This window comes from Leifsonia sp. NPDC102414 (assembly GCF_044765685.1).
In the GTDB taxonomy this organism is placed as follows: domain Bacteria; phylum Actinomycetota; class Actinomycetes; order Actinomycetales; family Microbacteriaceae; genus Leifsonia.
The window spans coordinates 1,595,065-1,620,450 of record NZ_JBIWKN010000001.1 but is presented as its reverse complement, the minus strand read 5'-3'; the positions used below and the strand labels follow the sequence as shown (position 1 = coordinate 1,620,450).

Annotated in this window: 24 protein-coding genes, 1 tRNA gene and 1 pseudogene; 14 read left to right on the top strand and 12 right to left on the bottom strand. The window is 66.9% G+C overall.

Annotation, left to right across the window (positions count from 1 at the left end; all coding sequences use genetic code 11):
• Positions 1–48: 48 nt before the first annotated feature.
• Positions 49–1,911, bottom strand: a complete 1,863-nt coding sequence (locus ACIRCZ_RS07740) for a helicase-associated domain-containing protein (RefSeq protein ID WP_402851365.1) — start codon at positions 1,909–1,911, stop codon at positions 49–51.
• 31 nt (positions 1,912–1,942) lie between these two features.
• The gene (locus ACIRCZ_RS07735; RefSeq protein ID WP_402851362.1) at positions 1,943–2,251 is read right to left on the bottom strand and encodes a hypothetical protein; all 309 of its coding nucleotides are present in this window, start codon (positions 2,249–2,251) and stop codon (positions 1,943–1,945) included.
• Positions 2,252–2,307: 56 nt separating this feature from the next.
• Here ACIRCZ_RS07735 and ACIRCZ_RS07730 point away from each other — a divergent pair, with 56 nt between their 5' ends.
• Positions 2,308–2,688, top strand: a complete 381-nt coding sequence (locus ACIRCZ_RS07730) for a cold-shock protein (protein WP_055895229.1) — start codon at positions 2,308–2,310, stop codon at positions 2,686–2,688.
• The gene (locus ACIRCZ_RS07725) at positions 2,681–3,568 is read left to right on the top strand and encodes a DUF3027 domain-containing protein (RefSeq protein WP_402851359.1); all 888 of its coding nucleotides are present in this window, start codon (positions 2,681–2,683) and stop codon (positions 3,566–3,568) included. The genes ACIRCZ_RS07730 and ACIRCZ_RS07725 overlap by 8 nt, the downstream gene beginning before the upstream one ends.
• Here the strand turns inward: ACIRCZ_RS07725 and ACIRCZ_RS07720 are convergent.
• Positions 3,482–3,667, bottom strand: a pseudogene (locus tag ACIRCZ_RS07720) (DUF2530 domain-containing protein); the annotation flags it as partial. The gene ACIRCZ_RS07725 and the pseudogene ACIRCZ_RS07720 overlap by 87 nt on opposite strands.
• Complete coding sequence (gene serC / locus ACIRCZ_RS07715; protein WP_402851357.1) at positions 3,664–4,779, bottom strand: phosphoserine transaminase; 1,116 nt, start codon at positions 4,777–4,779, stop codon at positions 3,664–3,666. The pseudogene ACIRCZ_RS07720 and the gene serC, both read right to left, overlap by 4 nt.
• Before the next feature lie 120 nt (positions 4,780–4,899).
• Between serC and ACIRCZ_RS07710 the strand changes: the two genes are divergently transcribed.
• The 5 genes from ACIRCZ_RS07710 to ACIRCZ_RS07690 all read left to right on the top strand — a co-directional run bounded on the left by ACIRCZ_RS07710 (position 4,900) and on the right by ACIRCZ_RS07690 (position 10,051).
• Positions 4,900–5,589 carry a metal-dependent transcriptional regulator gene (locus tag ACIRCZ_RS07710; protein WP_055895233.1) on the top strand — a complete coding sequence of 230 codons (690 nt, stop codon included), beginning with the start codon at positions 4,900–4,902 and terminating at the stop codon, positions 5,587–5,589.
• Between the two features lie 295 nt (positions 5,590–5,884).
• Positions 5,885–6,733: a C40 family peptidase gene (locus ACIRCZ_RS07705; protein ID WP_402851355.1), complete on the top strand. Its 849-nt coding sequence runs from the start codon at positions 5,885–5,887 to the stop codon at positions 6,731–6,733.
• Between the two features lie 521 nt (positions 6,734–7,254).
• On the top strand, positions 7,255–7,752 hold the full coding sequence (locus ACIRCZ_RS07700) for an HNH endonuclease (RefSeq protein WP_055895236.1): 498 nt from the start codon (positions 7,255–7,257) through the stop codon (positions 7,750–7,752).
• Between the two features lie 60 nt (positions 7,753–7,812).
• Positions 7,813–7,884 (top strand) — tRNA-Arg (locus ACIRCZ_RS07695).
• Between the two features lie 313 nt (positions 7,885–8,197).
• Positions 8,198–10,051: a DUF4209 domain-containing protein gene (locus ACIRCZ_RS07690; RefSeq protein ID WP_402851350.1), complete on the top strand. Its 1,854-nt coding sequence runs from the start codon at positions 8,198–8,200 to the stop codon at positions 10,049–10,051.
• Positions 10,052–11,238: 1,187 nt separating this feature from the next.
• On the opposite strand, the gene ACIRCZ_RS07685 is transcribed toward ACIRCZ_RS07690, so the two are convergent.
• Entirely contained in the window at positions 11,239–12,063 is an 825-nt protein-coding gene (locus tag ACIRCZ_RS07685) for a protein NO VEIN domain-containing protein (protein WP_402851347.1), read from the bottom strand.
• 234 nt (positions 12,064–12,297) lie between these two features.
• Here ACIRCZ_RS07685 and ACIRCZ_RS07680 point away from each other — a divergent pair, with 234 nt between their 5' ends.
• The 6 genes from ACIRCZ_RS07680 (at position 12,298) to ACIRCZ_RS07655 (ending at position 17,328) form a co-directional block, all read left to right on the top strand.
• Positions 12,298–12,648 (top strand): hypothetical protein, encoded by a 351-nt coding sequence (locus tag ACIRCZ_RS07680; RefSeq protein ID WP_402851344.1) that lies wholly within the window; start codon positions 12,298–12,300, stop codon positions 12,646–12,648.
• A complete protein-coding gene (locus ACIRCZ_RS07675; protein WP_402851341.1) occupies positions 12,645–13,898 on the top strand; it encodes a hypothetical protein in 1,254 nt (417 codons plus the stop codon). Before ACIRCZ_RS07680 ends, ACIRCZ_RS07675 begins: the two co-directional genes overlap by 4 nt.
• 329 nt (positions 13,899–14,227) lie before the next feature.
• Positions 14,228–14,548, top strand: coding sequence for a nucleotide pyrophosphohydrolase (locus tag ACIRCZ_RS07670; RefSeq protein WP_402851338.1), 321 nt, complete (start codon positions 14,228–14,230; stop codon positions 14,546–14,548).
• Between the two features lie 10 nt (positions 14,549–14,558).
• Positions 14,559–16,295, top strand: a complete 1,737-nt coding sequence (locus ACIRCZ_RS07665; protein ID WP_402851335.1) for a DNA/RNA helicase domain-containing protein — start codon at positions 14,559–14,561, stop codon at positions 16,293–16,295.
• A gap of 368 nt (positions 16,296–16,663) precedes the next feature.
• Positions 16,664–16,891, top strand: a complete 228-nt coding sequence (locus ACIRCZ_RS07660) for an RNA-binding S4 domain-containing protein (protein WP_402851332.1) — start codon at positions 16,664–16,666, stop codon at positions 16,889–16,891.
• Positions 16,892–16,980: 89 nt separating this feature from the next.
• Entirely contained in the window at positions 16,981–17,328 is a 348-nt protein-coding gene (locus ACIRCZ_RS07655; RefSeq protein WP_402851329.1) for a LysR family transcriptional regulator, read from the top strand.
• Positions 17,329–17,476: 148 nt separating this feature from the next.
• Here ACIRCZ_RS07655 and dinB read toward each other — a convergent pair whose 3' ends face one another.
• From dinB to ACIRCZ_RS07625, 6 genes are all read right to left on the bottom strand, one after another.
• A complete protein-coding gene (gene dinB, locus ACIRCZ_RS07650; protein ID WP_402851326.1) occupies positions 17,477–18,673 on the bottom strand; it encodes a DNA polymerase IV in 1,197 nt (398 codons plus the stop codon).
• 97 nt (positions 18,674–18,770) lie between these two features.
• The gene (locus ACIRCZ_RS07645) at positions 18,771–19,631 is read right to left on the bottom strand and encodes a CHAP domain-containing protein (protein ID WP_402851323.1); all 861 of its coding nucleotides are present in this window, start codon (positions 19,629–19,631) and stop codon (positions 18,771–18,773) included.
• Positions 19,624–19,863 (bottom strand): hypothetical protein, encoded by a 240-nt coding sequence (locus tag ACIRCZ_RS07640; RefSeq protein ID WP_402851321.1) that lies wholly within the window; start codon positions 19,861–19,863, stop codon positions 19,624–19,626. Before ACIRCZ_RS07640 ends, ACIRCZ_RS07645 begins: the two co-directional genes overlap by 8 nt.
• 176 nt (positions 19,864–20,039) lie before the next feature.
• Positions 20,040–20,483 (bottom strand): SRPBCC domain-containing protein, encoded by a 444-nt coding sequence (locus ACIRCZ_RS07635; RefSeq protein ID WP_402851318.1) that lies wholly within the window; start codon positions 20,481–20,483, stop codon positions 20,040–20,042.
• Position 20,484: 1 nt separating this feature from the next.
• The gene (locus ACIRCZ_RS07630; protein ID WP_402851315.1) at positions 20,485–20,958 is read right to left on the bottom strand and encodes an SRPBCC domain-containing protein; all 474 of its coding nucleotides are present in this window, start codon (positions 20,956–20,958) and stop codon (positions 20,485–20,487) included.
• Positions 20,955–21,338, bottom strand: a complete 384-nt coding sequence (locus ACIRCZ_RS07625; protein ID WP_402851312.1) for an ArsR/SmtB family transcription factor — start codon at positions 21,336–21,338, stop codon at positions 20,955–20,957. Before ACIRCZ_RS07625 ends, ACIRCZ_RS07630 begins: the two co-directional genes overlap by 4 nt.
• Before the next feature lie 150 nt (positions 21,339–21,488).
• Between ACIRCZ_RS07625 and ACIRCZ_RS07620 the strand changes: the two genes are divergently transcribed.
• Positions 21,489–22,355, top strand: coding sequence for an oxidoreductase (locus ACIRCZ_RS07620; protein ID WP_402851309.1), 867 nt, complete (start codon positions 21,489–21,491; stop codon positions 22,353–22,355).
• A 28-nt stretch (positions 22,356–22,383) separates the two neighbouring features.
• Here ACIRCZ_RS07620 and ACIRCZ_RS07615 read toward each other — a convergent pair whose 3' ends face one another.
• Positions 22,384–25,239: a LuxR C-terminal-related transcriptional regulator gene (locus tag ACIRCZ_RS07615; RefSeq protein ID WP_402851306.1), complete on the bottom strand. Its 2,856-nt coding sequence runs from the start codon at positions 25,237–25,239 to the stop codon at positions 22,384–22,386.
• Positions 25,240–25,386: the final 147 nt, after the last annotated feature.

The following is a 25,386-nucleotide window of genomic DNA, read 5'->3' as shown; positions in this document are numbered from 1 at the left end:
CGCCCCGCTCAGCCCCCACCTCCGCCGCCTCGATGGCTTCTCCGGGGGTCAGTCGGCGGGGCGGAGGCCCCGGACGCTGGAGAGGGGGAGGGTGCGCTCGATGTCGGCCGCCCTGTCGCGGCCGCGCAGGCGTCCGCCTCCGACGCCGGTCGGCTCCAGCAGGTAGTCGACCACGCGGCCGTCCGGCATCGCCACCTCGACCACCACGAGCTGCCTGGCCCGGATGGCCAGGTCGAGCTGCCTGGTCAGCCACTGCTCTCCCGTGCTCTCGTCAGCGGTGGCGTCCGCCTCGCGCAGCCGGGCGACGAGTTCTGCCTCCTGATCGGCGCGCTCGGCGACCCTGGGATGCGCGACCCGCTGCCTCCGCAGCGCCTCCACGCTCCCGTCCGCGTCCTCCGCAGCCACCGGGTAGCGCGCGTCGCTGATCGCCCAGAACACCACATCCCGTGCGAACCGGCTCTCCAGCCTGTCCTCCGCCGCCCTGACCAGCCCGAGGGCGCTGAGCGACTGGTCGACCTCGATCGTCGTCAGCAGCGTGAGGTCGGCGGAGACCACAGCCGACCGCATCCGCCCGTCGCCGTCGATGGCGCGCACCCGCACGCGGCCGTAGCGCTCCGCCGCATCCCGCACCAGGTAGTCGAGGGGTTGCGGGACGCCGGTCAGTGAGATCTCCGCCAGGAACGCGTGGATGCTCTCCGCCGTCTCCCCGCCCGTGATCGCCCTGTCGATGGTCGCGGCCGACACCCGGAAGGTGGATGCGAGCGCCCTGCTCTCCACGTCGGCCATGCCGCGCAGGCGCCCGTCGATCGCCGGGTCGAGCGGGCCGGGAGCCACGATGGTGAGGTCGTGCTGCAGGTAGACCTTGTCCACCTCCGCGGGGAACAGCTCGCGCACCACGGCGGCCGCGGCGTCCGGGCCGCTCTCGACCAGGGCGCTGCCCGCGCTGCTCGGCGCCTGCTGCGCGGTGATGCCGAGCCATTCCGCATCCCGCGTGTACGCATCGACGCGCTCCTCGGCGAACGCTCGGCCTGCCGGATACAGCCAGGCGACGTACTCGCGCAGGCTGTCGCCCCAGGCCGCGCGGCTGCGCGAGGAGAGGATCCCGCGCAGGTCGTCCGGCAGGGCGTCCTGCCAGGACGCGGCCAGCGCGCGCCAGCGGTCGGCGGTCGGGGTGTGCTGCCAGGCGGAGGCGGCATCGGTCGGCAACCAGAGAGCGTCCTCCAGGGCGACGAGCCCAGCACGGGATGCGACCGAGAACACCGTCGGCACGATGGACACGTCCACGGCGAGGGCACCGGCGATGCGCTTGCTCGCTGGGAGCGCCAGGCCGCCCTTCTGCAGCTCGCGCGCGCCCTCCCTGAACAGCTCGGCGATCAGCTCGGACACGGCGGTCACCGCATCGAACGCGCGCTCGGCGGCGAGGCGGTCGGTGAAGCGGCGCTCGGTGTCCGGCACGGCGGCGAGCGCGGCGGGCGCCGGTTCGGCGAGCAGGGCGTCGGGGGAGGGCAGGTGGATGCTCGGCCACGCGGCCAGCTGCGCCGTGACGGCCTCGTAGGCCGAGAACGCGCCGGAGTCCGGATGGGCGAGGATGAGGCCGGAGACGGCGTCCAGCGCCTCCTGAGCCGCTATATGGGTGATGCCGGGCGTTGCGGGGGAGCCGGCGAGCGCTGCGGCGACCTCCCGCGCATCCATCGGGGTGGATGCGCGACCGAGCACCACGAGCACGGCCAGCCTGGTGCGGTCGAGCCCGGAGAGCGCGCGCTGCACCGCGTCGCGGTCGAGCAGGGCGTCCGCGAGGTCGAAGAAGTCGGAGATCCCTGCGCGGCGGATCGCCCGCTCGTGCAGGACGTGGACGATCGACTCGTCCGGCATCGCCCGCAGGCGCGCAGCCAGAGCGAGCGTGTTCGTCATCGGCGCTGTTCCAGCCCGGCTTCCCGCCGGCCTACCGCTTGCCCGTCCCGGCTCCGCTGGAGCCGGAGGGCCGTGCGGCCTTCGCCGCCTTGCTGCGCTGCCTGCCGGTGATCACGATGAGGGCGATCACCAGGATGAACGCCACGGACAGGCCGATCATCGGCAGCACGAACACCACCGGCCAGATGCCCTGACCCGATCCCTGCTCCGGCATTCCGCCCAGAGCGGAGCCGATCAGGACGGCTGCGATGCAGACCAGGGAGATGATCACGAGTGCCGCAATGATGTACGACAGGATGCGTTGGAGGCGGCTTGCCGCCTGTGGGGTCTGCTGGGTCACGAAATCAAGGATAATTGAGGTTGGTCATACGATCCCCCATGTGAAATGAGGTTCCCATGCCAACCGGCAAGGTCAAGTTCTACGACGACGAGAAAGGCTTCGGCTTCATCAGCTCCGATGACGGCCAGGAAGTCTTCCTGCACGCCTCCGCCCTGCCGGCAGGTGCCGTCGTGAAAGCGGGAACCCGCCTCGAGTTCGGCATCGCCGACGGCAAGCGCGGCGCCCAGGCACTGTCGGTGCGCGTCCTCGACGCCCCGCCCAGCCTCGTGAAGCTCAGCCGCAAGTCGGCGGACGACATGGCGATCATCGTCGAAGACCTCGTGAAGCTGCTCGACGGCATCGGGGCGAACCTCAAGCGGGGCAAGTACCCGGACAAGGCGCACGGAGCGAAGATCGCCGCCGTGCTGCGCCGGGTTGCGGACGACCTGGATGCCTGACACCGAGTTCGAGGCCGAGGCCGAGACGCCTGCGGAGACCCCCGAGACCCCCGAGTCCACGGAGACCCCGGAGTCGTCCTCGGCCGACGCCGCGGTCGCCGGCCAGGATGACGCAGCGGTCGCCGACGAGGCGCCCGCGCCCGTCTGGACCGTTCCCGACGACGTGCTCCTCGCATCCATCGCCCAGGCACGGGATGCGCTGAAGGAGATCACGCCGGAGGCCACCATCGGCGCGCCCGCCGGCCACATCGTGGAGGGAGAGCACGTGCTCTCCCTGCTGTTCGAGTGCACCATGTCCGGCTACCCGGGCTGGCACTGGACCGTGACGCTGTCGCGCATCGACGGCGACTCCGCTCCGAGCGTGCTCGAGGCGGAGCTGATGCCGGGCGAGCGCGCCCTGCTCGCGCCGGACTGGGTGCCGTGGTCGGAGCGGCTCGCCGACTACCAGGCGTCGCAGGAGGCCATCGCGGCCGCGGAGGCGGAAGCCCTCACGGACGACGATGACGACGAATCCGACGACGATGATGACGACACCGACGACGACTTCGAGGACGAGGACGGCGAGCACGACGTGCACGACCTCCACCCGGAAGACCTCGACGGCGTCGACATCGAGAGCGCGGACGACACGTACGACGCTGAGCTCGACGACGACGCGGACGACCTCGACGAGGCCGGCGACACCGAGCTCGACGGCGAGGACGCTGACGCCGACCTCGACGGAGACGCCTCAGCGTCGCTTGACGGTGAGGTAACCGAGTCCGACGACGCCGAGCGCGAGACCGACGACGACCGTCCAGAGCCACCAGCCGTCGCCGGAGGCGCTGAGCTGGCGGAAGAAGACGAGCGTCACGACGAGGGCGACCACCCACAGGCCTAGCCCGACGAGCACGGCCTTCCTGTCGTCCGTCTTCACGGGCACAGGATCAGGCCGTCGCTCGTCGTCGCGGAGCCAGAGTCGCACGGTGGCTCCGCTCAGCCGAGCTGGCCGACGACGTACTCGATGCAGCCGATCAGCGCACGCACGTCGTCCGGCTCGATGGCCGTGAACGTGGCGACGCGGAGCTGGTTGCGGCCGAGCTTGCGGTACGGCTCCGTGTCCACGATGCCGTTGGCACGCAGCGCCTTCGCGACGGCGGCGGCGTCGATCGCGTCGTCGAAGTCGATCGTGACGACCACCTGCGAGCGGTGTGCTGGATCGGAGACGAACGGCGTCGCGTAGTCCACGCTCTCGGCCCAGGTGTACAGGGCGTTCGAGGACTCCGCCGTGCGCGCACCGGCCCAGGCGAGACCGCCGTTGCCGTTCATCCACTGGATCTGGTTGTCCAGCAGGACCAGGGTGGCGACGGCCGGGGTGTTCAGCGTCTGGTTGAGGCGCGAGTTGTCGATCGCGTTCTTGATGCTGAGGAACTCGGGGATGTACCGGTCGCTCGCCGCGATGCGCTCGACCCGCTCGATGGCGGCGGGGGAGAACAGCGCGAGCCAGAGGCCGCCGTCCGACGCGAAGTTCTTCTGCGGGGCGAAGTAGTAGACGTCCGACTCCGCTGCGTCGATGTCGACGCCGCCCGCCGCGCTGGTCGCGTCGACCACCGTGAGGGCTCCGTCGTCGCCGTGCACGCGCTTCACCGGGGCCATGACGCCGGTGGAGGTCTCGTTGTGCGGCCAGGCGTACACGTCGATGCCCTCCGCCGCCTGCGGCTCGCTGCGCGAGCCCGCCGGGGCGTCGATGACCTGGGGCGCCTCCAGCCACGGGGTGTTCGCCGCTGCGGCGAACTTGCCGCCGAACTCGCCGAAGACGAGGTTCTGGCTGCGCTTCTCGATCAGCGAGAAGGCCGCTGCGTCCCAGAACGCGGTGGAGCCGCCGTTGCCGATGACGACCTCGTAGCCGTCCGGGATGCGGAACAGCTCGCCGAGCCCGTCGCGCACGCTTCCGACGAGGTTCTTGATCGGCGCCTGGCGGTGGGAGGTGCCGAGCAGCTTCGCGCCGGCTCCTGCGAGGTAGGCCACCTGCTCTTCGCGGACCTTGGATGGACCGCATCCAAATCGTCCGTCGGCGGGCAGCAGATCAGTGGGAATCGTCACATCCGGCATATCCAGAGTCTATTGGCTGTTAGAACCCCTGTCGGTCGACTCCGCCGCGGCGACTCCGCGCTGTCACCGGCACCCAGTAGTCTCTACTGGACACACGCGCGCGACAAAGCTGGAGGGTTGATGACCGACCTGATCGATACGACCGAGATGTACCTTCGCACCATCCTGGAGTTGGAAGAGGACAACATCGTCCCTCTGCGTGCGCGCATCTCGGAGCGTCTCGGCCACTCAGGCCCGACCGTCTCCCAGACCGTCGGCCGGATGGAACGGGACGGACTCGTGGTCGTCTCCGGCGACCGCCACCTCGAACTGACGGACGACGGCCGCCGCAAGGCCGTGCACGTCATGCGCAAGCACCGCCTGGCCGAGCGCCTCCTGAGCGACGTGATCGAGCTCGAGTGGGAGTACGTGCACGAAGAGGCCTGCCGCTGGGAGCACGTGATGAGCGAGCAGGTCGAGCGCAAGCTGCTGACCATGCTCGGGCACCCGACGGAGTCGCCGTACGGCAACCCCATCCCCGGTCTGGACGAGCTCGGCGACATCGTGTCTCCCACCACGGAGGGTCTCACCAACCTCGTGGATGTGGTCGTCGGCAAGGATTCCGGGGTTTCTGCCAGGATCAAGCGCCTCGGAGAGCCGGCTCAGGTGGACCCCGAGCTGCTCCTGCAGCTCAAGCAGGCCGGCGTTTTTCCCGGCTCGACCGGCACGTTCACGCCCGCTGGTTCGTACGTCGCCGTGCAGATCGACGGCTTCGAGAACGGCCTGGAACTGCCGAACGAGCTGGCTGCGCACATCTTCGTCGAAGCCTGATTTCCGTTACCGACTTGTTAAAATATCGGGAAAAGGATGTGACAAAGCGGGGGTCGTCCCGTAGTCTCTAACGAGTCCGACGGGCCAGAAGCCGGCCACAGGACCCGAACCGGGACGCTCCACCCCCCACCCCTGTCTCCTGGTTCGCGAAGCCAAGCTATAAGCATCCGGGACGGGGCAGCTACCTAGTGCTGCTGGAGCGCAGGAGGTTCAACCCTTGGCCCTATTAGGTAGACCAGGCTCTGAAGAGAGCCCCACAAACCCGAATAGCTCGACCCCAGCAACCTCCGACATCGTGTCCCGCCGCTCTCTGCGCGGTGCACGAGTGGAGCAGAAGGCGGCCGCGCCTGTCACCGCATCCGGTGCCGGCACCGCTGGCTCGTCCGCCGGGGCCGCGTTCCGCAAGCCCGCCGAGAAGGCTGCGCCGAAGAAGCCGAGCAAGAAGGTTAAGGGCGGCGTGATCAACGTCGCTGTCATGACCCTCGCCGCCGGCCTCATCGCCACGATGGCTCTCCCCGCGTACGCCTTCAACCCGCAAGGTGCCGACACCGCGCAGTTCAAGAGCAGCGCCGTCGACAGCATGAAGAAGGCCCAGTCGCAGAGCGTCGAGGTTCCGCAGACCGTCGCAGCCGCCGCCGTCGCCCGCGACGCAGCCACCGCGACCAGCGAGCAGGAGCTCTCCGCCGCCAAGGCAGCGAAGGCCGCCGAGCTGGCCCGCCAGCAGGCCGCCGTGTCGTTCGCGAGCTACGCCAGCTACTCCGGCCCGTCCGTCACCGACTTCCTGGCCAACCCGCCGTACCCCAGCTTCAGCCTCCCGCAGGTCTTCTCGGTGGCGCAGCAGTACATCGGCACCCCGTACGTCTTCGGCGGCTCGACGCCCGCCGGCTTCGACTGCTCCGGCTACGTGATGTACGTCTACGCCCAGTTCGGGATCTCCCTGCCGCACTCGGTCTCCGGCCAGGCGGCGATGGGCAAGCGCATCTCGATGGCGGACGCCCAGCCGGGCGACCTGGTCATCATGCCCGGCCACGACGGCTTCTACGCCGGCAACGGCAACATCATGGATGCGCCGGACACCGGCCGCAGCATCTCCATCCGCCCGATCTGGACCAGCGACTACTACATCGTCCGTCTCGGTATCTGAGGCTGACGGTCGGCCCCTCCCGGGCTGATTCGAACACGGTCCTGAGGCTTCCTGGACCGGAACAGAACGTGAACTCCGCGTGACGCGGAGCAGGAACGGCGCGCCCCGAATATGTGGCGCGCCGTTTCTGCGTTACTCTGATCCCCTGAAACCGTGAATGTCCACGCGTTGGATGTTCGCACCGCGAGAGATCCGGGGAGTGCGATGGCCGAGCCGCGCAGGGTGACTTCCTGGGTAGAGCGCGGCCAGCTGGTCGCCCGCCACCACGATTTCCTCGCCTGTCGCACCCATGTGGTCGCCTGCCGCCGCCCCTTCGTGGCCTGCCGCCACCATGCCGCCGCTTCACTGGGCGCTGTCCGCACGGACAGTGCCCTTTTTCTTTGCCCGGACGTGCTTTCCCCGGGCGTTCGCACCTCGGACTCTCTTTCCCCTGGCGTTCGCACCTCGGACTCTCTTTCCCCTGGCGCATCCCTTCGCCTCCGCTCACCGCATCCCGTCGCTGTTTCGCAGGAAGGTCCACGATGAAGACACTGGTCCTCAACGCCGGTTACGAGCCCCTCGCGGTCGTCTCCTTCAAACGCGCCATCGTGCTCGTCATGAATCAGAAGGCCACGGTGCTCTCTGTTGACCAGGCCCACCCGGTCTGGGGCATCTCAGCCAGCTACGAGCGCCCGTCGGTCATCCTCCTCACCCGCTACGTCCGCATCCCTCGTGGCCGCGCCGTCCCGGTGAGCCGCCGGGGCGTCCTCCGCCGCGACCTGCACCGCTGCGCATACTGCGGCAAGTCGGCCACGACGATCGACCACGTCCTGCCACGGTCCCGCGGCGGCGCAGACAGCTGGGAGAACCTGGTCGCCTGCTGCCTCCGCTGCAACAACATCAAGGGCAACCACACGCCCGCCGAGATGAACTGGTCCCTCTCCTTCACCCCGCGCGTCCCGCACGACGCCTCCTGGGTCGTCCGCGGCACCGAGGTGACGCAGCCCGACTGGAGCGACTACCTGGCGCCCGCGGCCTGACGCTGCCGGGCGTGTCCCGGTTTCGCGCTGGCCAGCGGCCCCGGTAGACTCGTGCGGTCAGCCTCTGTAGCTCAATGGAAGAGCTGCTCCGTCCTAAGGAGAAGGTTGGGGGTTCGAGTCCCTCCAGGGGCACCTTTAGGTTGCAGAAAAGTACCTGGTCAGAGCCAAAATTCGGGCCGTGGATAACGATCGCTATCCACCATTTGCCCACAATTTGCCCACACAAGCGTCCGTCAACTCTACGGAACTCTAAGGGCGCCGCGGTGATCACAGTGATGCTGTCAGGCCGGACTCGACCCGACCCGGCCCACGCAACCTCCGGGCTGAAGTGGTGGGGGCGGTTCGCTTGAGCATGGTGGCTGCACAACACTCGTACGTCGCAATTCCACCGCAATCGACGTTGCTCGATGAGAATGTGTCGCGCCTGGCCCCCTAGTCTGGGCGAATGACCTTGACCGATGATTCCCGCTGGCTGACCGCAGCGCGAGATCCAAGTCTCCAGGCCGCCCTTGCGGAAGATCCGACGGGAACGCTCCGCATCGGCAGTGGCTTGAGGGCGATCGCAGAGGACGGCACTGTCGACGAGGATGTCCGTTACGTCGCCGGGCTGCTAGCGTCCGTTGCCTGGTTCATGCCGAACGGGAACGACTGGTCCAATCCCTACGGCCCTTTTGCGTCATTCGCCGACCGGCGCAGCACCATACCGGCAGACTTCTCGGAGGCAGACATCTCGGTGCTCGCCACGATCGCCGACGCGGTTCCTAATCTCATTCTTCAGAGTCGCCTGTTCGACGTCGCAGCAGTCGCTGGGGACGCTGCTCTTCGCCCGGCTCGACACCTCGCGCAGCTTAAGGCGCTCGCTGATCACGGGGTGACGCGTGAGGCCATGACCTACTCCGCTGAGCAGTGGGATCGTGGACTCGCGGTGGGAGTTCGCTTTCGCGGCGTCGCTTCGGAGCAGCTCGACGAGATCGAGCGCCAGCTTGTGGAAGCAGCCACAACCTCCGCCGACGATGGATTGGCCGTACGAGCGGCGCAAATGCTCGGTGAGCATCGGCTTGGGATCCAACATGCGGCTGCCATCGCCGAGCATCTCGCGATGCTAGCCGAAGGAATCGAGTCGATCGCTGCTGACCACACGCTGGAGGTGGCGGCCGACTGGTATCGCCGTGCCGGAGACCCGGAAGCCGCTCAAAACGCGACTTACGCTATCGTCGAGCGGTTACTGGCCGAGGCTGATGCTTCTGAGGCGTTCCGCGCTTCAGTCCATCTAGAAACGGCACTCAAGATACTGCGCACCCTGCCCCGCCGGGCTCGCGAGCGCCTGGGAGTTACCGAATTGCCAGTCGAGCTCGCTCGCCGGATCCGGGAGCAAGGTGCCGAGGCGATCGGCCAGATGAAGGCTTTCACAGTGGAAGGCGGCGACATCGGCGAACACGTCACCCAGCTGCTTGCGACCATCCGCAGCGACGACCCGCTAGAGGCTCTTCGTCGCTTCGCTGGTTTACAGCCCTTCGCTAGCCTGACTGAGGCACGATCGGGAGCTGAGCAGCGTGCTCACGACTTTCCGCTCTCGTCACTGTTCGGTCGGCGGACCCTTAGTGCCGACGGGCGCACCGTATACCGCTCGCCCGCGAGCGACGACACCATCTACGACGAGAAGGCATCTACATGGGAAGGGATGATCCAGCACTATCAGATGCGCGTCAACCTCCTCGGCGGCATCGTGGTGCTTAACGCTTGGAGGCAACTGTCGACGGATCATCGGCTGCACATCGGTGACTTCCATGCCCTAGCCGCGGGGAGCGCCATTGTCCCAAGCGCGTACCAAGGAATCTTCGCACGCGGCCTGCACTACGGATACAGCGGCGACTTTGGCACCGCACTGCATCTCCTCGTTCCTGCTCTTGAAGCGCTGGTGCGACACCATCTCGCGAACGCTGGCCAACGCACGAGCGTGATCAGCGCGGAAGGAACCGAAAACGAGGTCGGACTGTCTGCGCTCATGGAGAACGAGCGCGTGGTCGACATTTTCGGAGAGAATGTTGCGTTCGAGCTTCGGGCTCTGTTGTGTGGACCCATCGGCCCAAACCTCCGGAACGAAGTCGCGCACGGCCTCATCGGCGACTCGGTTTTCTCATCAAGCGCCGCGGTTTATCTTTGGTGGCTCACCCTAAAGCTCGTGTTCATGCCGTATTGGAATGCCCTGCACGATGTAGATGCAGCAGAAGCTCGGGAGCCGGCCACTCCAGCACACGATTCGAGGCCGGTTCCTATCGCTGATACGGACTCCCGTTAGAAGTCCGGCGCGAGCCGAAAACGGTTGAGTCATGGCCAAGCGATGGCTGCACATGCTCAGGCCGGCGAAACGGCTCCGTAAGGGGACGAGCTCATGGCGGCGAATCGAATCCACCGACGGGTTGGGTCGCAAGTTCAGGACAGGGCTCCGGCTTCGACGGCATCCCACCACCCCGGGCACTCAATTGCAGGCGTTTTACCGCGGATTGGCTCATCGCCCTCCGGGCCGAGCAGGACCTCCTGGACCGATCTCGGGTTCCCGCTTCTTCGTGCTTGGCTTGTGCCGCCCACGAAGGGGGAAAAGCGGCATTGGCGCATTCGATTCACTATTGCGTAATGACTACAGCCAACGACGACTCCGCGTTCAACGAGGTGGCGTTCGCGGACCTCGATATGTTGTCAGCTTCAGATCTGCTTCGGCTGAACGAGCGTCTATCGCGATCCACCGATAGCGCCCGCTCGGAGCAATGGCGTTCGCGAATTGCGGACATACTCGTCGAGCGAATCTAAGCCCGTCAAACGAGGGCCAAAGCGTCGGGCTAGTCGTCCCATAAGCTGCCGTCAGGGTTGCCGCCAACGACACGCATCCGAACGACGCGATGAGCACCAGAACTGCCGGCGCCAGATCCTTAATGGGGTCGTGAACACCAACGCAGACACCGATGGCAAACACGACTGAAAACGCGGAGACGACCTGCGCAGAGTGGACTGCGATATCTCGTTCCCGGCGTTCCGATACGCCATCCGCTGTTAGGCCAATGGCGTAAACGGATGCAAAGCCGGACAAGATAAGCGCGAGGCACGTAGGGACCACCCACCCCGCTTGCCCGATGAGAGCACTGTTGGCGAGGCGTACCCGCTCCCATGCGACCGCCGGACCGTCAGGGATATCGCAAGCGAATGCCACTCCCACGCCGAGGTACCCAACGAATAGGGATACGAAGGCGCCCGTTAGGACCAGCCGCCAGGCTACCCGCCGTGGAGAGTTTCCAGCCAGCCATATGTGAACACCACGAATCGCCCCCACCTAACGCTCCTTTCGTTATACAACGCCTGTCAATCCAGCAGGCTGCTGAGCGGTACCAGCCCAGGAGACTGCGCCCGGGGGTCGAAGTCTCCTAGGGGTCAGCAAGCGGTAGGGCCGCTCGTTCAGGCGGAAGCGTGAATTTCGGGCCCAAAAGCGAACCGTTACCTGAGGAGTCCGCGCCATTGTGACGGTTCTAAGACAAAATCGTCCCCGCCCACAGCGCCGGTCCTAGCGCGAAGGTTCCAATCGCCCGCCCCCGCCTCGCTCGGACGGAGTGAAGACACCACGATTAACATGTATTTTGCCGAGTTGGCTGCCGAAAACGCGCGCTCACCCTCGGTCATCCAGAAAACCGACGAGTCCGCGCGAGTTCCCTTTACTTCGACGTAAAGCTTTGGGTCGGCAACATCTCCGACGACGAGGTCGAACCCGGGGTTGTTTCGTGGCATTTCGACGACACTCTGGTCTGGGTACTGCGACTGCAACCACGCTATGGCGCGATCCACCGAAGCGCGTTCTATCTCATTCGCATCTTCTACGGATGCGTAAGTCCCCGGTCGCAGAGGAGTTTCTTGGCTAAGAGAGGCTGCGACGATCAATTCGAACTGCCCAACGGAAATGGATCGCACTCCTTGAGCGCAGTAGACGTTGACCTTTCCGGCGTCGGGGTCTGCTTCGTAATAATAGCCATCCGGGCGCTTGAGTGGGACGTCGCTGTCAAAGCCTCGGTAGTCGAGGATCTCGCACACCGAACGCCCGACTTGGGTGCTCGGGCGAATAGGGCCGACGATGCCCGCACCTGTGTACCCGCGGGCAGCCAGGTGGTAGACGAAGGGGGTGCCCGGCAGGATTCGCGCCAGATAGGCGTCCGGGAATTCGTAGGAAACGCCCGTTCGATCGGCATAGCGATACCCTGACCGTTCGGCGCCCTCTGAAGAAAAGAATACGAGCGGCACGAGAGCGAACGTATCGGAAAGACGCTCCACGCGCTGGCATTCGACGCCATTGCCACGCAAATCCAGCGACGATCCCGGTGAATCGGACCGCTCGCTGATGGCGAACCTGATATTTGGCGCTCAGGTGACGCCCAAGCGCTAGTCTGGCCGCGCGCAGTAGCAGTGACCCGGTATGGGGGTACTTCCCATCCAGGACATTCTGATTGAATCAGCGTTGTGATTGTGCCCTTCCCCGCCGACTGCCCTCCAAGCAGCGCGGTCCCGATGGGCGGAACCTTCTATGTGTACGCCGAGCGAAATCTTGTCCCCGGAGATTCAACCGGGCGAATGACCTGGCAGCGGCCTTACGAGAAGAAAACCGGGGAGTACTACGGCCGGACTGATCTCGTAGAGGCGCACGGGCTCTCAGTTTTCGAGAGCCTGGACGACGTTCATAACGCGCGGACGTTTACGCCGTGGATGCGAAAGAAGTCGGTGGCTGAAGTTAGTATCACCCCGGCTGACGGAAGCCTAGAAAACACCCCTACTCCGGAGGGTCGGAGCCACCATGACTGGTGGACTGAGCCGTACGACCTGATCCCGGACGCAGTAGTCATAGAGCCGAGGCTGGAATGATCGATTTCGAATCACTCCCGCTTTTCGGCAGCCCATTCGAGCATGTCGAGACCTATGTGTACTACGGAGGCCGACGCACATTCTCCATGAAGTCGACCTGGGCCGATGTGTACTACATCGTGAACACGGTGGACGAGGACGAGGACGAGGAAACCCTCACAACTGTGTTGGTCGCCATGGGTGCAGAACGATTCCGGGCGGTGCGTTCTGGTCTAGTGACCTTCAGAAACGCTTTCACAGAAGCCCGCGAAGACACAGTTCATGTGGTCACTTGGAGCTTCCCTCCCAGGGGCGATCCCGTTCCAGACGTAGCTGCCATCTCGGCAGGGGCACTACCCGACGAGTGGCTGCCCTATCCAGAAGCCCGGCTCAACCTGCCCACGGAAACCGCGGTATCCTTCACGGATACCGAGATCGTTCGGCTCGCAAGAGACCAGTCCCGCACGGTTTTCGCTCTTGAAGTTGGAGGCGTGGGGAATGTTACCCAACTCCCTGTAAGGACTTCTGGAGAGTTACAGCTTGCGGTGGATGGCGAGATCGAGGCCCTTTACAGGGAGATCTCGGAGCCTTCCGTGTCGCGCGACATTGTGCCGATGTTCGTAGGAGTACGGGCTGCCTCGTTTGTTCTCGTTATGTCCGTAGAATCACCCGGCCTGGTTGAGCCGGCGGACATCACGGCGACAGTTTTTGAGCGATTCGAAGACCTGATTCGCGCCGCCGCAAGTAACGATCGCGATGTGCTGCTGGAGGAGCTGAGGGGCCACGACTCCCGCGTGCGTAACCGATTCAAGGACCTCTTGAAGCCTCTCGCGACGATTGGCAGCGGGCTCGCATTGATTTCTTCAGTTGCCTACACCGACAAGTCTTCGCGAGTCGAAGCCACACCCGACCAGGTCAAATTCGCTTATTCACAGATCGAGCAGTCGGTCCCTCAAATCGATCATGCGGAGATCTCGCGAGGCGCACTCATTGGTCTCAACGTTCGAACCAGTAGCTTCGAGATCAACGATCTAGCGACGACCCAGACCTACCGTGGGCACATGGACGGTGCCGTTCAGGAATTGGCTAAGGGTGGGTTCGTCGTAGGAGAGAGTGGGTTGGTCCGCGCGAGGATCCGGCTGGAAATCCCATTCGCGACCGGTGCGGGCGAAACCGGGACGCGATATTTCCTTGAGCAGTTGGTCGCACTGGACGAGGAGCTTTCCAGCCCCGACGGTGATGACGGGAAAGGTCAAGCGCGAGACGTTTAGACGCGCGCCGGGCCAGGCCTCATAACGGTGGTGAATGCCGCTAGCGGGCGGCGCGTCTCTGCTGGAACCGGTGTGGGGAGGCCGCACACCTCACTTTTAGAGTGAAGCTTCCCCGATCAGGGTGGCTTCACCTGAACGCTCAGATCACCGCTCAAATCCTGATATGTGAGGGCGGGCACGAGAGCGGAGACCGTCCGGCAGGGCGACCCTCAGGAGGGAGGAGATCCGGGAGATGGAGCGGGAGCTATATGGAGAGACCAAACCACGGGAATCGAACCCGCTTCATCAGTTTGGAAGACTGATCTTCGCGGTCTAGTAAGTTTGCGAACATGGCTGATCTGAATGTGGGTGACGAGATCGCAGCCTTTGTCGCCGAAAGGGATTGGGCGCAATTCCACACGCCCGAGAACTTGGCAAAGAGCATCTTGATCGAGGCGGCGGAACTTCTCGAGTGCTTCCAGTGGAGCTCGAAATTCGATGAGGCTCGGGTTCGCGAGGAACTCGCCGACGTTCTGACGTACGGCATGCTTTTGGCGGCCCGCCTGGGCGTCGACCCGAACCAGATCATCCTCGACAAGTTGGCCGTCACCCGAGAGAAGTACCCGGTCGACAAGGCGCGCGGTCGTAGCGACAAATATGACGTCCTTTGAAATTTCGAGGGTGACGTTTGCACCCGACGCAGTAGCGGCTTGGTCGCTTCTCGATCGACGTAACGTCAACTGGCCCGTCGTCTACGTGCTCGACGATGTTCCCGCCGCAGAGGCAACCCCGGGAGCCAGAAGATTGAGTGACGTCTACGTCGGGGAGTCGCTGAACGCGGCCGCGCGCATGCGCCAGCACCTGGGATCTGCCGAGAAGAGCCAACTGACATCGGCTCGGTTCATCGTAGATGACACCTTCAACAAGTCGGTCTGCCTGGATCTCGAGTCGTACCTCATCCGCATGCTCGCGGGCGACGGCGCGCATCGGGTACTCAATCGGAACGATGGGATCGTCGAGGCCGACTACTACGACCGGGAGCGGTACCGCGAAACCTTCCGGGAGGTGTTCGACGAGCTCAAGGATGAGGGGCTGTTCACGCGGACCATCCCTGAGATCGAGAACAGCGACCTATTCAAGCTCTCGCCTTTCAAAGCTCTGACCCAAGACCAAGCCGCAGCCGTCGAGGACATCCTCGAGGGGCTTTTCGAGGATCTGGACGCAGAGACCGGAGGCGCCATCGTCATCCAAGGGGACCCGGGGACGGGGAAGACGGTCGTCGCGATCTATTTGCTCAAGCTGCTTAGAGACATCGCGCACTCGACTCCGCCCGAAGGACTCGACAGCGACTCCCTCTTCTCCGACTTCTTCGCTGAAGGATTCCGTGAGCTGCTCACCGGCAAACGCATCGGCTTGGTAGTTCCGCAGCAGTCCTTGAGAGAGTCGATCAGGAAGGTATTTCGGAGGACGCCCGGGTTGCACCCGGACATGGTGCTTACGGCTTTCGATGTGGGGTTCGCGGAGGAAGACTTCGATCTGCTGATCATCGACGAGGCGCACCGCCTCAATCAGCGCGCCAATCAACCGTCCGGCGTTCAGAACAAGAACTTCAGGCTCATCACCGAGAGGCTCTTCGGCTTCGACGACAAGACGAAAACGCAACTGGATTGGATTCGAGCAAAGAGCCGGCACCAGATCCTCCTAGTGGATACCGAGCAAAGCGTTCGCCCGGCCGACATATCGCGTGAAGAACTGAGTGCCTTCGTCGACCGGGCGAAAGAAGAGCGTCGCCACTATCCGCTGATGACGCAGATGCGTGTCAGGGCCGGAGGGGACTACGTCGGCTACATCAGGCGGGTTCTGGGGAGCGTTGCCCGTGACGTACGTCCTCAACCGTTCGAGGGATACGACCTCCGCTTCTTCGACAGCGTGGCCGAGATGCGAGACGCGATTTTTAGTCGCGACGCCGAGGTCGGGCTCTCCCGCGTACTGGCCGGGTACGCCTGGAACTGGAAGTCGAAGAACGATAAGAGCGCATTCGATATCGAGGAGCAAGGTCAGCGCTTCCGCTGGAACAGCGTTCAAACTGACTGGGTTGCCTCGCCGAACTCGCTGAGCGAAGTCGGCTCCATCCACACGGTACAGGGATACGACCTCAACTACGCCGGCGTCATCATCGGCCCTGACCTTCGATACGACCCGGTCAAGGACAAGCTGTTCATCGACCGAGAGTCATACTTTGATGCGAAGGGCAAGGAAAACAACCCAACGCTCGGGAAGATCTACACAGACGACGACCTACTGCGATACATCTCGAACATCTATGCGGTCTTGCTGACTCGAGGGATACTTGGCACGTACGTATACGTGAGCGATCCCGAATTGCGAGAACATCTGCGCCCCTACTTCGGAGGTTAGGCTGCAGGAGCTGGGGCGGCGCTTACGGCCGCGCAACGGTGCACTCGGTGGTTCCAAATTTGCCCACAATTTGCCCACGCTTGAGAGTTATCCGGCGAGATCTAGGTCACTGTATGAGATCCAAACGCGTCTAGATTCCGCGGATTTTGTGCCCGTGACCGGCCAATTAAACCCTGGTCGCAGTTTTCGAGTCCCTCCGGGGGTGCGACGAGCAGCTTGGGGCCAATCCATGTCTACGGCTCTGGTATGTCTACGGCTCTGCCTGGCGTTGCAAACAGGTAGTCACTTGCAAGTGGTATGTGGCATCCACGGGCCAACCGGCTCAGCAGCGGCGCAGCGAGGGGCGCGGGATCGGCTAGCATTCGGGGATGACGAAACAGGGGCCGGTCGAGGATGTTCCGATCGGCGAGGAGGGTATTCGCCTCGGGCAGTTTCTGAAGTTCGCCGGGCTGCTCGACTCGGGTGGGGACGTGAAGGAAGCCATCATCGACGGGTACGTGAGGGTGAACGGCGAAGTGGATCGACGGCGTGGGCGCCAGCTGCAGGCCGGTGACCTCGTCACGTTCGAGGGCCGCACCGTCCGCGTCTCCCGGTAGGCGGTCGCACGGAGGGAAATGCCTCCGTACAGTTGAGAAGGGCGTGGGACCGCGATTCGCGCGCATCCCGGAGCCATGAAGGGTCTCGCGTGAACATCACCCTGCTCGTTCGATTCGTGGCCGTGGCTGAGGGGCTGCATTTTCCGCGGGTGGCGCGGGAGCTCGGCATTCCTCTTGCGTCCCTGTACTCGTCGATCGCGAAGTTGGAAGAGGAAGTGGGAGCGCCGCTCTTTGTCCGGAACTCCGCCGAAACCCGGCTGACGAAGGCCGGAGTACTCTTCCTCGACACGGCGCGGGAGGAGATCGCTGCGGCGCCCGCCCCGCCGAAGAAGCCGGTCGTTCCGGCCGGCGGGAAAGCCAAAGCCTCGAAGGGCAAGGGGCGCGCTCCGGCTGTGAAGGGGCAGCCGAAGCCGTACAAGAAGCGTCAGGGGCGCTAGCTCCGACGGGCGCCGCGGCGCGCTAGCTCAGACGGGCGGTCCGGCGCGACCGGCTACCTGACCTCGGCGCGTACGCCGCGACCGGCTACCCGGCCTCGGCGCGTACGCCGCGACCGGCTACCCGGCCTCGGCGCGTACGCCGCTCGCGTCACTCGTGCTCGGGCAGCAGCGGGGTCGACCAGCCGGGGTCGCGGCCGAGGTGGGTGGCTCGGGAGACAGAAGATGCGCCGAAGCGGTCCCGGACGGCGTCGAGGACGGTGTCGAGGCGGGCGCCGTCGTTCCAGTCGATGGGGAGTTCAGGCTGGAAGGTGTCCGAGCGGCCCAGGTGGGACAGCGAGACGCCGATGAGGGTGATGCCGCGCTCGGTGATCTCGGGTTGAGTGGCGGCGAGGAGAGAGCGGGCGACGGCGAGCAGGGTGGCGGTTCGGTCGGTCGGGAAGGCGAAGGTGCGGGACCGCGTTGCCTTGGTGAAGTCGCCGAAGCGGAGGCGCAGCACGACGGTGCGGCAGGTGCGGTCGCCGTCGCGGAGGCGGCGGGCGAGCCTGTCGACGAGCTGCGAGATGATGAGGTCGAGTTCGTCGGCCGTGCGGGGGCGGGTTCCGAGGGCGCGCTGCGAGCCGATCGAGCCGCGTCGTCTGGTGGTGTCGACGGGGCGCGGATCGCGGAGGCGGGCGAGTGCGTGCAGGTGGGCGCCGGTCGCCTTGCCGAGGAGCCTCTCGGCGGTCGCCTCTTCGAGCTCGGCGAGTTGGCCGACGGTGCGGATGCCGAGGCGGTGCAGCTTCTCGGCGGTCACAGCGCCGACGCCCCACAGGCGCTCCACCGGGAGGGGGAGGAGGAACTCCTGCTCGCGGTCGGGCTCGACCAGGAGGAGTCCGTCTGGTTTGCTGACGGCGCTGGCGACCTTGGCGAGGAACTTGGTGCGTGCGATCCCGACCGAGATGGCGAGCCCGACCTCCGCTCGGACGCGCTCCCGCAACCGCGTCGCGACCTGCTCCGGCGAGCCGGCGATGCGCCGGAGGCCGCCGACCTCCAGGAACGCCTCGTCGATGGACAGGCCCTCCACGAACGGGGTGGTGTCGCGGAAGATCGCGAAGACGTCCTTGCTCGCCGCGGAGTACGCATCCATTCGGGGTGGGACGACGATGGCCTCCGGGCACAGGTCGCGCGCCTGCCTTCCGCCCATCGCGGTGCGCACGCCGCGTGCCTTCGCCTCGTAGCTCGCTGCCAGCACGACGCCACCGCCCACGATGACAGGACGGCCGCGCAGTGCGGGCGCGTCGCGCTGCTCGACGGAGGCGTAGAACGCGTCGAGATCCGCGTGCAGCACGGTGGCCTCGCCCCGCATCCCGGCCTCCGATCTGTCGCGCGTCGGGAGAATGGTCGCACGGACCGCGGACACCCGGCCCGCTCGTCGCTCGCGGCTACCCCGGCCGAGTCGGCTCCTACGGGTTCGCCGCCAGCTGGTTGGTGAAGGCCGAGTCCTTGCCGAGGGCGAAGTCGATGAGTTTGCGGAAGCGGTCGGGCTCGATGCCGGCGCTCATGGCCTGTTCGACCGTGTCGGCGGTTTGGTAATAGAGCTCGTTCCAGTTGCGGGCCTGGGTCACGCCGCCGTCCGCATCCGCGTTGGCGTAGAGGACGTTGTTGCTGGTGCGATCCCAGAAGATCACGACGAAGTGGGGGAGGCCGGCCGGCGGGTTCGGGCAGTAGTAGAGCCGCCCGCGTCCCTCCCGCCTGATCGCGGTCTTCTCGTTCTGCCTGGACTGGCCGATCGCGCCGATGGCGTTGCTGACCGCGGCATCCACGATCTGCCGGAGGTCGTCGAGGGAAGCCATGTCGAACTCGTCTCCTTGCCCCGGCGAGCCCTGGTACGGGGGCCGGATGTAGCTCAGGATGTACCGCGCCGAGCGGGTGCGGTCGCGCATGTCGTCGCCGGGGTTCGAGTTGGTGCCGCGGGAAGTGACGACCGAACCGCCGGGAGAGACCGCGACCACGATCTCGGTGTGGTCGTAGTCGCCGTCCCCGTTCCAGGCGAAGCCGAGCACGTCGCCGCGCTGCACGCCCGCCGAGCCGCCGTGGTAGACGCCCGCCTGACGGCCCCAGTTCTGGATCTGCGAAACGTACGTGAAGTACGGGCTCCCGGACGGGCTCAGGCCGAACAGGTAGAAGCTGACGCAGGCGGCGCAGTCGTCGTACGCGCTGGTGCCGTTCGGCCACCACGGGTTGGGCCAGGTGCGTCCCCAGAGCCCGGGGGCGCCCATCGCCGCGAGCATGTCCTCCATGCTCCGCGGAAGCAGGTCAGGCATCGCGTGGGACCTCCTCCCCGAAACTCGAACTGATCGCGGGAGGCGCCGGCGTGCGGTCGGCGTCGAGCGGCGGGAGCAGGTCGCCCGCGTGGTCGTAGCGCCGGTTGGCGTCGGGAGGCAGGGGTGGCAGCGGCGGCTCGGTTTGCGCGGTCGGCTCGGGAGGCGTGGTAGGCCCGGAAGGCGCGGGAGGGTCGAGCGGCACGTCGCCGGGGGTGTTCGTTGCGTCGGTCATCGCATCCCCCTTGTCTGGTGTTCTCGGGGTGCGAAGCGATGGTAACGCCGTGCATGGCGCTACGGCAATGGGATGGGCGGGTGGCGGCGCAGCGCAGTCCGCTGTCGCCGCCGCCCGCCCGTCGGCGCCGTCCCGTCAGCGCCTTCCCGTCAGCGCGTCCGATCAGCGCGGTCGCGTCAGTTCCACGCGTCGATCTTCTGGTCCCGCGGCGCCGGAGCGCCCTCGCCCGTCTCGAGCAGCGACTTCAGGCTCAGCATGAAGACGCCCCACTTGGTGGAGCAGTGGTGCATGAACGGCACGGGCTCGGCCCAGCCCTCGTGGATGAAGCGGATGAGGGTGTATTCGCCCTCGCGTTCCAGCGCGAAGTTCACGTGGGTGCCGATCCACTCGGTCGGGCCGTCGACGACCTCCCAGCGCACACGCGAGCCGGGGTTCAGTTCGACGACCTTCATGTCGATGTCGCCCGGCTCGAAGCGGAAGCGGATGACGCCGTCGATGTCGGTGTCTCCCGTCGTGTTCTCTGTCCACCAGCCGGAGAGGCCGTCGAGGGTGGTGAGGGCGCGGTACGCCTCGTCGGGGGAGGCGTTCTTGACGCCCACCTGGTGCAGGATGTCGGCCATATCAGTGTCCTTTCGGTTCGGTTTTGATTGCTGGTTCGGTGGAGGTCGCGTATGCGGCGAGGCCGGTGAGGCAGTCGGTCCAGCCGTCGGAGTGCGCATCCACTGCTGCCTGGTGCGGCAGACGTTCGTGGGTGACGATGACCTCCGTCCCGGATGCGCGGGGCTCGAAGTCGACGGTGACGAGCGTCTCCTCGTCCTCGGTGACGGGCGAGCGCCAGGTGAAGGCGAGGCGGCGCGGCCGGTCGATCGTCAGGTACGTCCCTCGGTGCACGATCGGCGCATCCAGGCTGTGCATGACGATGCGGAACTCGCCGCCGACAGTCGGGTCGGCGGAGACGTCGGTGTGGATGGTGTCGCCTGGGCGCATCCACACGGCGAGGGCCTCCGGGTCGAGCCAGGCGTCGAAGAGCGGCTCGGGGGCGGCGGCGATGAGGCGGGAGACCACGAGCGGGGTGGTGGGGGCGGCGGAGGTCATCGGTCGCCCTCCTTCGGAGACGAATCGGCGGGTGCGGCGTCCGCCACATCGGTTCCCGCCCCTGTCACGAAGCGGTCGAGCGCGGCCAGGCGGTCGGTCCAGAACGCCCGGTAGTGGTCGATCCACTCGGCGGCCTGCGCCATCGGGTCGGCGTTGAGCGACAGCACGTGGTTGCGGCCGTGGACGGTGCGGGTCACCAGCCCGGCCTGTTCGAGCACGCGGACGTGCTTGGAGACCGAGTTGAGGGAGATGGTGAAGTTGCTCGCCACCTCTGTCACGCGTTCGTCGCCGCCGGCGAGCCTGTTCAGGATCTCTCTGCGGGTCGGGTCGGAGATGGCCCCGAACACCCGGTCCAGTGTTGCTGTTTGATATTCACCCATAAGGGTGAATATAGCACCGACGGGGGATGCGCGCCAGAGGGTGCACCCGCGCCGTGCCGAACCGCGTCACCGGGACACTGCCCACGCACACGAAGAAGGAGCATCGTAGGAACTGCCGCCCGGCACGAGGCCGCGCGGCGGGAAGGAACCATGGCATCCTCGATCCTCCCCGGCGGCACATACACCGTCGGCGATCTCGACTTCACCCGCGTCGGCTACGGCGCGATGCAGCTCGCGGGACCCGGCGTCTTCGGCCCGCCCTCCGACCGCGACGAGGCCGTCGCCGTGCTCCGCGAGGCCGTCGACCTCGGCATCACGCACATCGACACGGCCGAGTACTACGGTCCGCACATGACCAACGAGATCATCAGGGAGGCCATCGCCCCGTACCCGGACGACCTGCACATCGTCACGAAGGTCGGCGCCCGGCGCGATGCGGAGGGTGGCTGGCCGGACGCCCGCACCCCCGACGAGCTGCGCGCGGCCGTGCACGACAACCTGCGCACGCTGGGGCTGGAGGCGCTCGACGTCGTCAATCTGCGGATGGGCGGCTTCGGTGCTCCGGAGCCCGGCAGCATCGCCCCGCAGATGGAGGCGCTCGCCGAACTGCAGCAGCAGGGGCACATCCGGCACATCGGACTCAGCACGGTCAGCGTCGAACAGCTCGCGGAGGCGCAGACGATCGCTCCCGTCGTGGAGGTGCAGAACTTCTACAACATCGCCCACAGAGACGACGATCCGATGATCGAGGAGACAGCGCGGCAGGGCATCGCGTACGTGCCGTACTTCCCGCTCGGCGGCTTCACCCCGCTGCAGTCCGACGAGCTCGGCGACGTGGCCGCGCAGCTCGGCGCGACGCCGATGGCGGTCGCGCTGGCCTGGCTGCTGCAGCGCTCGCCGAACATGCTGCTGATCCCTGGGACCTCGACGCGGGCGCACCTGCGGGAGAACGTCGCGGGAGCCGGGCTGGAGCTGCCGGTGGATGCGGTGGAACGGCTGGACGCGATCGGCGCGTGACAGAGGTGGGCGCGATGGGCGGGTCGCGTCACACGGTCGGTGCGGGGGTGGGCTGAGTCGCCGCCGCCCCCGCCGCCTCCGAGCCCGCCGCCTCAGCGACCGCCGCGGCCGCAAGTTCCGTCCTGCCCGCGACGCCGAGTTTCGCGTAGATGTGCGAGAGGTGGGTCTTCACGGTGCCGCGGCTCATGAAGAGCCTGGCGCCGATCTGCGGGTTGGTGAGTCCTTCGGCGACGACGCCGGCCACCTCCCGCTCGGTGGGGGTGAGGCTGGCCCAGCCGTTCGCCGGTCTGCCGCGCGGGCCGCGAGCGCGGCGGACGGAACTCACAGCCTGATCGAGGGGGAGCCGCTCGCCCTCCGCCGCGGCAGCATCGACGGCGGCGTCGCCCAGCGCGCGGCGAAGGGCCGCGAGGACGGCGTCGTGCGCGGCCCGCTGCGCGACGGAGAGCGGGATGCCGAGGCGCGCCCGCGCGCTCGACGCGGCGGACAGCATGCGTACGACGTCGGGCGTCGCCTTCTGCGCCGCTTCGATCCTGGCCAGTGCTTCGAGGCTGTCGAGCTGTGCCGTCGTGAGTCCGTGCTCGATGCGGATCGTCAGTGCGGCGTGGTGGAGCTCGGTCGCGCGCGCGAGCCCGCCGGGATCGCTGCCCCGGTCAGCCGCGGCGAGCTCCGCCTGCGCGAAGAGCGCGTCGGCGAGCGCGCCAGGAAGGTGCAGGCGGCGGCAGACCTCGACCGCCCGGTCGAGCACGGCGGCTGCTTCGTCCGTGCGTCCGGCGGCGGCGAGGGCGGCGCCGAGACGAGGGAGCGCTCTGCCGGCCATCCAGGTCGGCGATCCGCGTTCGGTGGACGCGGCGGATGGACGCAGCCTGCCGACGGCCGCACCCGCATCACCGGAGAGCATCGAGACCTCTGCTGCTGCGCTGTCGAGCCCGGGGACGAAGACCTCCGCCCGGCCGGCGAACCGGATGATCGGCTCCAGCACCTCCGCAGCACCGGCGGGGTCGCCGCGCAGCGCGACGAGCTGCGCGACCATCGAGCGCGCGAAGCCGAGCCGCAGATAGTCGCCCAGCGGTTCGGCGACCAGCAGCGCCTCCTCCGCCATCGCCTGCGCCCGCGCGGGATCTCCGCAGGCGAACGCGCCGTCCGCCTGGTAGACGAGCAGGGTGGAGAGGATGCCCCTGTGGTGCTGCAGCGCATCCATGACGGAATGGTCGGCGAGCGCCGACGCCTCCTCGTGCCGCTCCTGCAGGTGCAGGATCATCGCCTGCAGTGCGCGCGCACCGCCCCGGACGACGATGCTGCCGCTCGCCTCTGCCGCTGCTGCGGCCTGATCGCACAGCCGCCACGCCTCGTCGAAGTCCACGTAGAACGCGCCGACGGCCAGCAGGTTGAGCGAGAGGGCGAGCAGCCCGTCGTCGCCGACCTCCCCGGCGAGGGCTGCGGCGCGCGCGGCGGCGTCGTACTCGACATCCAACGGTTCTGCGGTGTCGGCCACGAGAGCGAAGCCGGTCAGCAGCCTGGCCTGGAGCACCGAGCGGTCGTCGGGGGAGCGCTCGATCGCCCTGCGCAGGATGTCCAGGCCGTCTCTGCCTCTGCGGTCGAAATGCCAGAACCAGGCAAGGGATGCGGCGAGTCGGCGGCCCGCGTCCGGATCGTCCGCCGCGAGTCCGGTTTCCAGCGCGGCGGCCAGGTTGTCGTAGTCGGTCAGCAGGGCGTCGCGCCACCGGTCGTCGTTGCTCTCCCTGGCTCGCTCGGCGGACTCGGCGAGGTCGAGGCACCACGCCAGGTGGCGGGTCCGGAGGTCGTCGCGCTCCTTCGCGTCGACGGCGCGAGCGGTCGCGTAGGCGCGGATGGTCTCGAGCAGGCGGTAACGAGCCTCGCCGTTCCGCTCGTCGACGACCACGAGGGACTTGTCGACGAGGCGCCCGATGGATGAGAGGACGTCGGCGGGCTCCACGTCGGCCGTCGAGGCCGTGGCGCCTGCCGACGCCGTGCCGCCGGCGCAAAGCGTCTGAGCGGCCCGCATCCCGAACGTCCCGGCGAACACCGAGAGGCGGCGGAACACCACGCGGTCGACGCCGTCCAGCAGGTCGTGACTCCACTGGATCGACCCGGCCAGCGTCGCCTGACGTCGCTGGGCACCGCGCGGGCCGCGGACGAGCAGCGTGAAGCGGTCGTCCAGACCCTCCTCCACCTGCCTGGGCGTGAGGGTGCGCATCCAGGCGGCCGCGAGTTCGATGGCGAGCGGGATGCCGTCGAGGTGCGCGGCGATCGAGCGGACGGCAGGCTCCGAGTCCTCATCGAGCGCGAATCCGTGCCGGGCCAGACGTGCCCTGTCCACGAACAGAGCGACCGCGTCGTCGTCGGATAAGGGTGGGACGTCGAGCACGGCCTCGCCCGCCAGCCCGAGCGGTTCCCTGCTCGTGACGAGCACGGTGACGCCCTGGCAGCTCTGCAGCACGGCAGAGACGGTCTCTGCCACCCCGTCGAGAAGATGCTCGGCGTTGTCGACGCAGAGCAGCACGCGCCGCGTGGACAGGTGGACGCAGACCGTCCTGAGCTGGTCGCCGACGACGGGGGCTCCGACGGCCGCGCCGACGGCGGTCGCCACCGCCTCTGCGACCTGTGCGCCCTCGGTCAGCGCGGACAGGTCGACCCAGTGCACGCCATCCGGATGCCGGTCGGTGCGCCCGCGCGCCACCTCCGCCGCGAGCCGGGTCTTGCCGGCGCCACCAGGGCCGGTGAGGGTCACCAGGCGCGAGCCGTTCACGAGCTGATCGGCCGTGCGCAGCTCGGCGGCGCGCCCCACGAAGGCGGTCAAGGGGACGGCGGGAGCGTGCGCCCGGCCGGCCGGCGGCTGCTCCGCGTGCCCATCGCGCGTGGTCATGGGTCCACCCTGCCACGGGCGACGCCGCGTGACCACGGCGGGGGCAGCCGGATGAGATCGGCCGGGACAGAGCATCGGCCACGACAGAGGATCGGCCAGGTGGCCGATGTTCCCGCCGGAGCAGCGCACGAGACTCGGAGAAGAGTA

What these genes read in the sequence shown, in the direction of transcription:
- ACIRCZ_RS07645 (WP_402851323.1), bottom strand. Translation starts at nt 19,631, where the DNA reads ATGCCTGACCTGCTTCCGCGGAGCATGGAGGACATGCTCGCGGCGATG.
- ACIRCZ_RS07690 (WP_402851350.1), top strand. Translation starts at nt 8,198, where the DNA reads ATGACCTTGACCGATGATTCCCGCTGGCTGACCGCAGCGCGAGATCCA.
- ACIRCZ_RS07730 (WP_055895229.1), top strand. Translation starts at nt 2,308, where the DNA reads ATGCCAACCGGCAAGGTCAAGTTCTACGACGACGAGAAAGGCTTCGGC.
- ACIRCZ_RS07740 (WP_402851365.1), bottom strand. Translation starts at nt 1,911, where the DNA reads ATGACGAACACGCTCGCTCTGGCTGCGCGCCTGCGGGCGATGCCGGAC.
- ACIRCZ_RS07635 (WP_402851318.1), bottom strand. Translation starts at nt 20,483, where the DNA reads ATGGCCGACATCCTGCACCAGGTGGGCGTCAAGAACGCCTCCCCCGAC.
- ACIRCZ_RS07675 (WP_402851341.1), top strand. Translation starts at nt 12,645, where the DNA reads ATGATCGATTTCGAATCACTCCCGCTTTTCGGCAGCCCATTCGAGCAT.
- dinB (WP_402851326.1), bottom strand. Translation starts at nt 18,673, where the DNA reads ATGCGGGGCGAGGCCACCGTGCTGCACGCGGATCTCGACGCGTTCTAC.
- ACIRCZ_RS07630 (WP_402851315.1), bottom strand. Translation starts at nt 20,958, where the DNA reads ATGACCTCCGCCGCCCCCACCACCCCGCTCGTGGTCTCCCGCCTCATC.
- ACIRCZ_RS07660 (WP_402851332.1), top strand. Translation starts at nt 16,664, where the DNA reads ATGACGAAACAGGGGCCGGTCGAGGATGTTCCGATCGGCGAGGAGGGT.
- ACIRCZ_RS07625 (WP_402851312.1), bottom strand. Translation starts at nt 21,338, where the DNA reads ATGGGTGAATATCAAACAGCAACACTGGACCGGGTGTTCGGGGCCATC.
- serC (WP_402851357.1), bottom strand. Translation starts at nt 4,779, where the DNA reads ATGCCGGATGTGACGATTCCCACTGATCTGCTGCCCGCCGACGGACGA.
- ACIRCZ_RS07725 (WP_402851359.1), top strand. Translation starts at nt 2,681, where the DNA reads ATGCCTGACACCGAGTTCGAGGCCGAGGCCGAGACGCCTGCGGAGACC.
- ACIRCZ_RS07615 (WP_402851306.1), bottom strand. Translation starts at nt 25,239, where the DNA reads ATGACCACGCGCGATGGGCACGCGGAGCAGCCGCCGGCCGGCCGGGCG.
- ACIRCZ_RS07710 (WP_055895233.1), top strand. Translation starts at nt 4,900, where the DNA reads ATGACCGACCTGATCGATACGACCGAGATGTACCTTCGCACCATCCTG.
- ACIRCZ_RS07700 (WP_055895236.1), top strand. Translation starts at nt 7,255, where the DNA reads ATGAAGACACTGGTCCTCAACGCCGGTTACGAGCCCCTCGCGGTCGTC.
- ACIRCZ_RS07620 (WP_402851309.1), top strand. Translation starts at nt 21,489, where the DNA reads ATGGCATCCTCGATCCTCCCCGGCGGCACATACACCGTCGGCGATCTC.
- ACIRCZ_RS07670 (WP_402851338.1), top strand. Translation starts at nt 14,228, where the DNA reads ATGGCTGATCTGAATGTGGGTGACGAGATCGCAGCCTTTGTCGCCGAA.
- ACIRCZ_RS07680 (WP_402851344.1), top strand. Translation starts at nt 12,298, where the DNA reads ATGGGCGGAACCTTCTATGTGTACGCCGAGCGAAATCTTGTCCCCGGA.
- ACIRCZ_RS07640 (WP_402851321.1), bottom strand. Translation starts at nt 19,863, where the DNA reads ATGACCGACGCAACGAACACCCCCGGCGACGTGCCGCTCGACCCTCCC.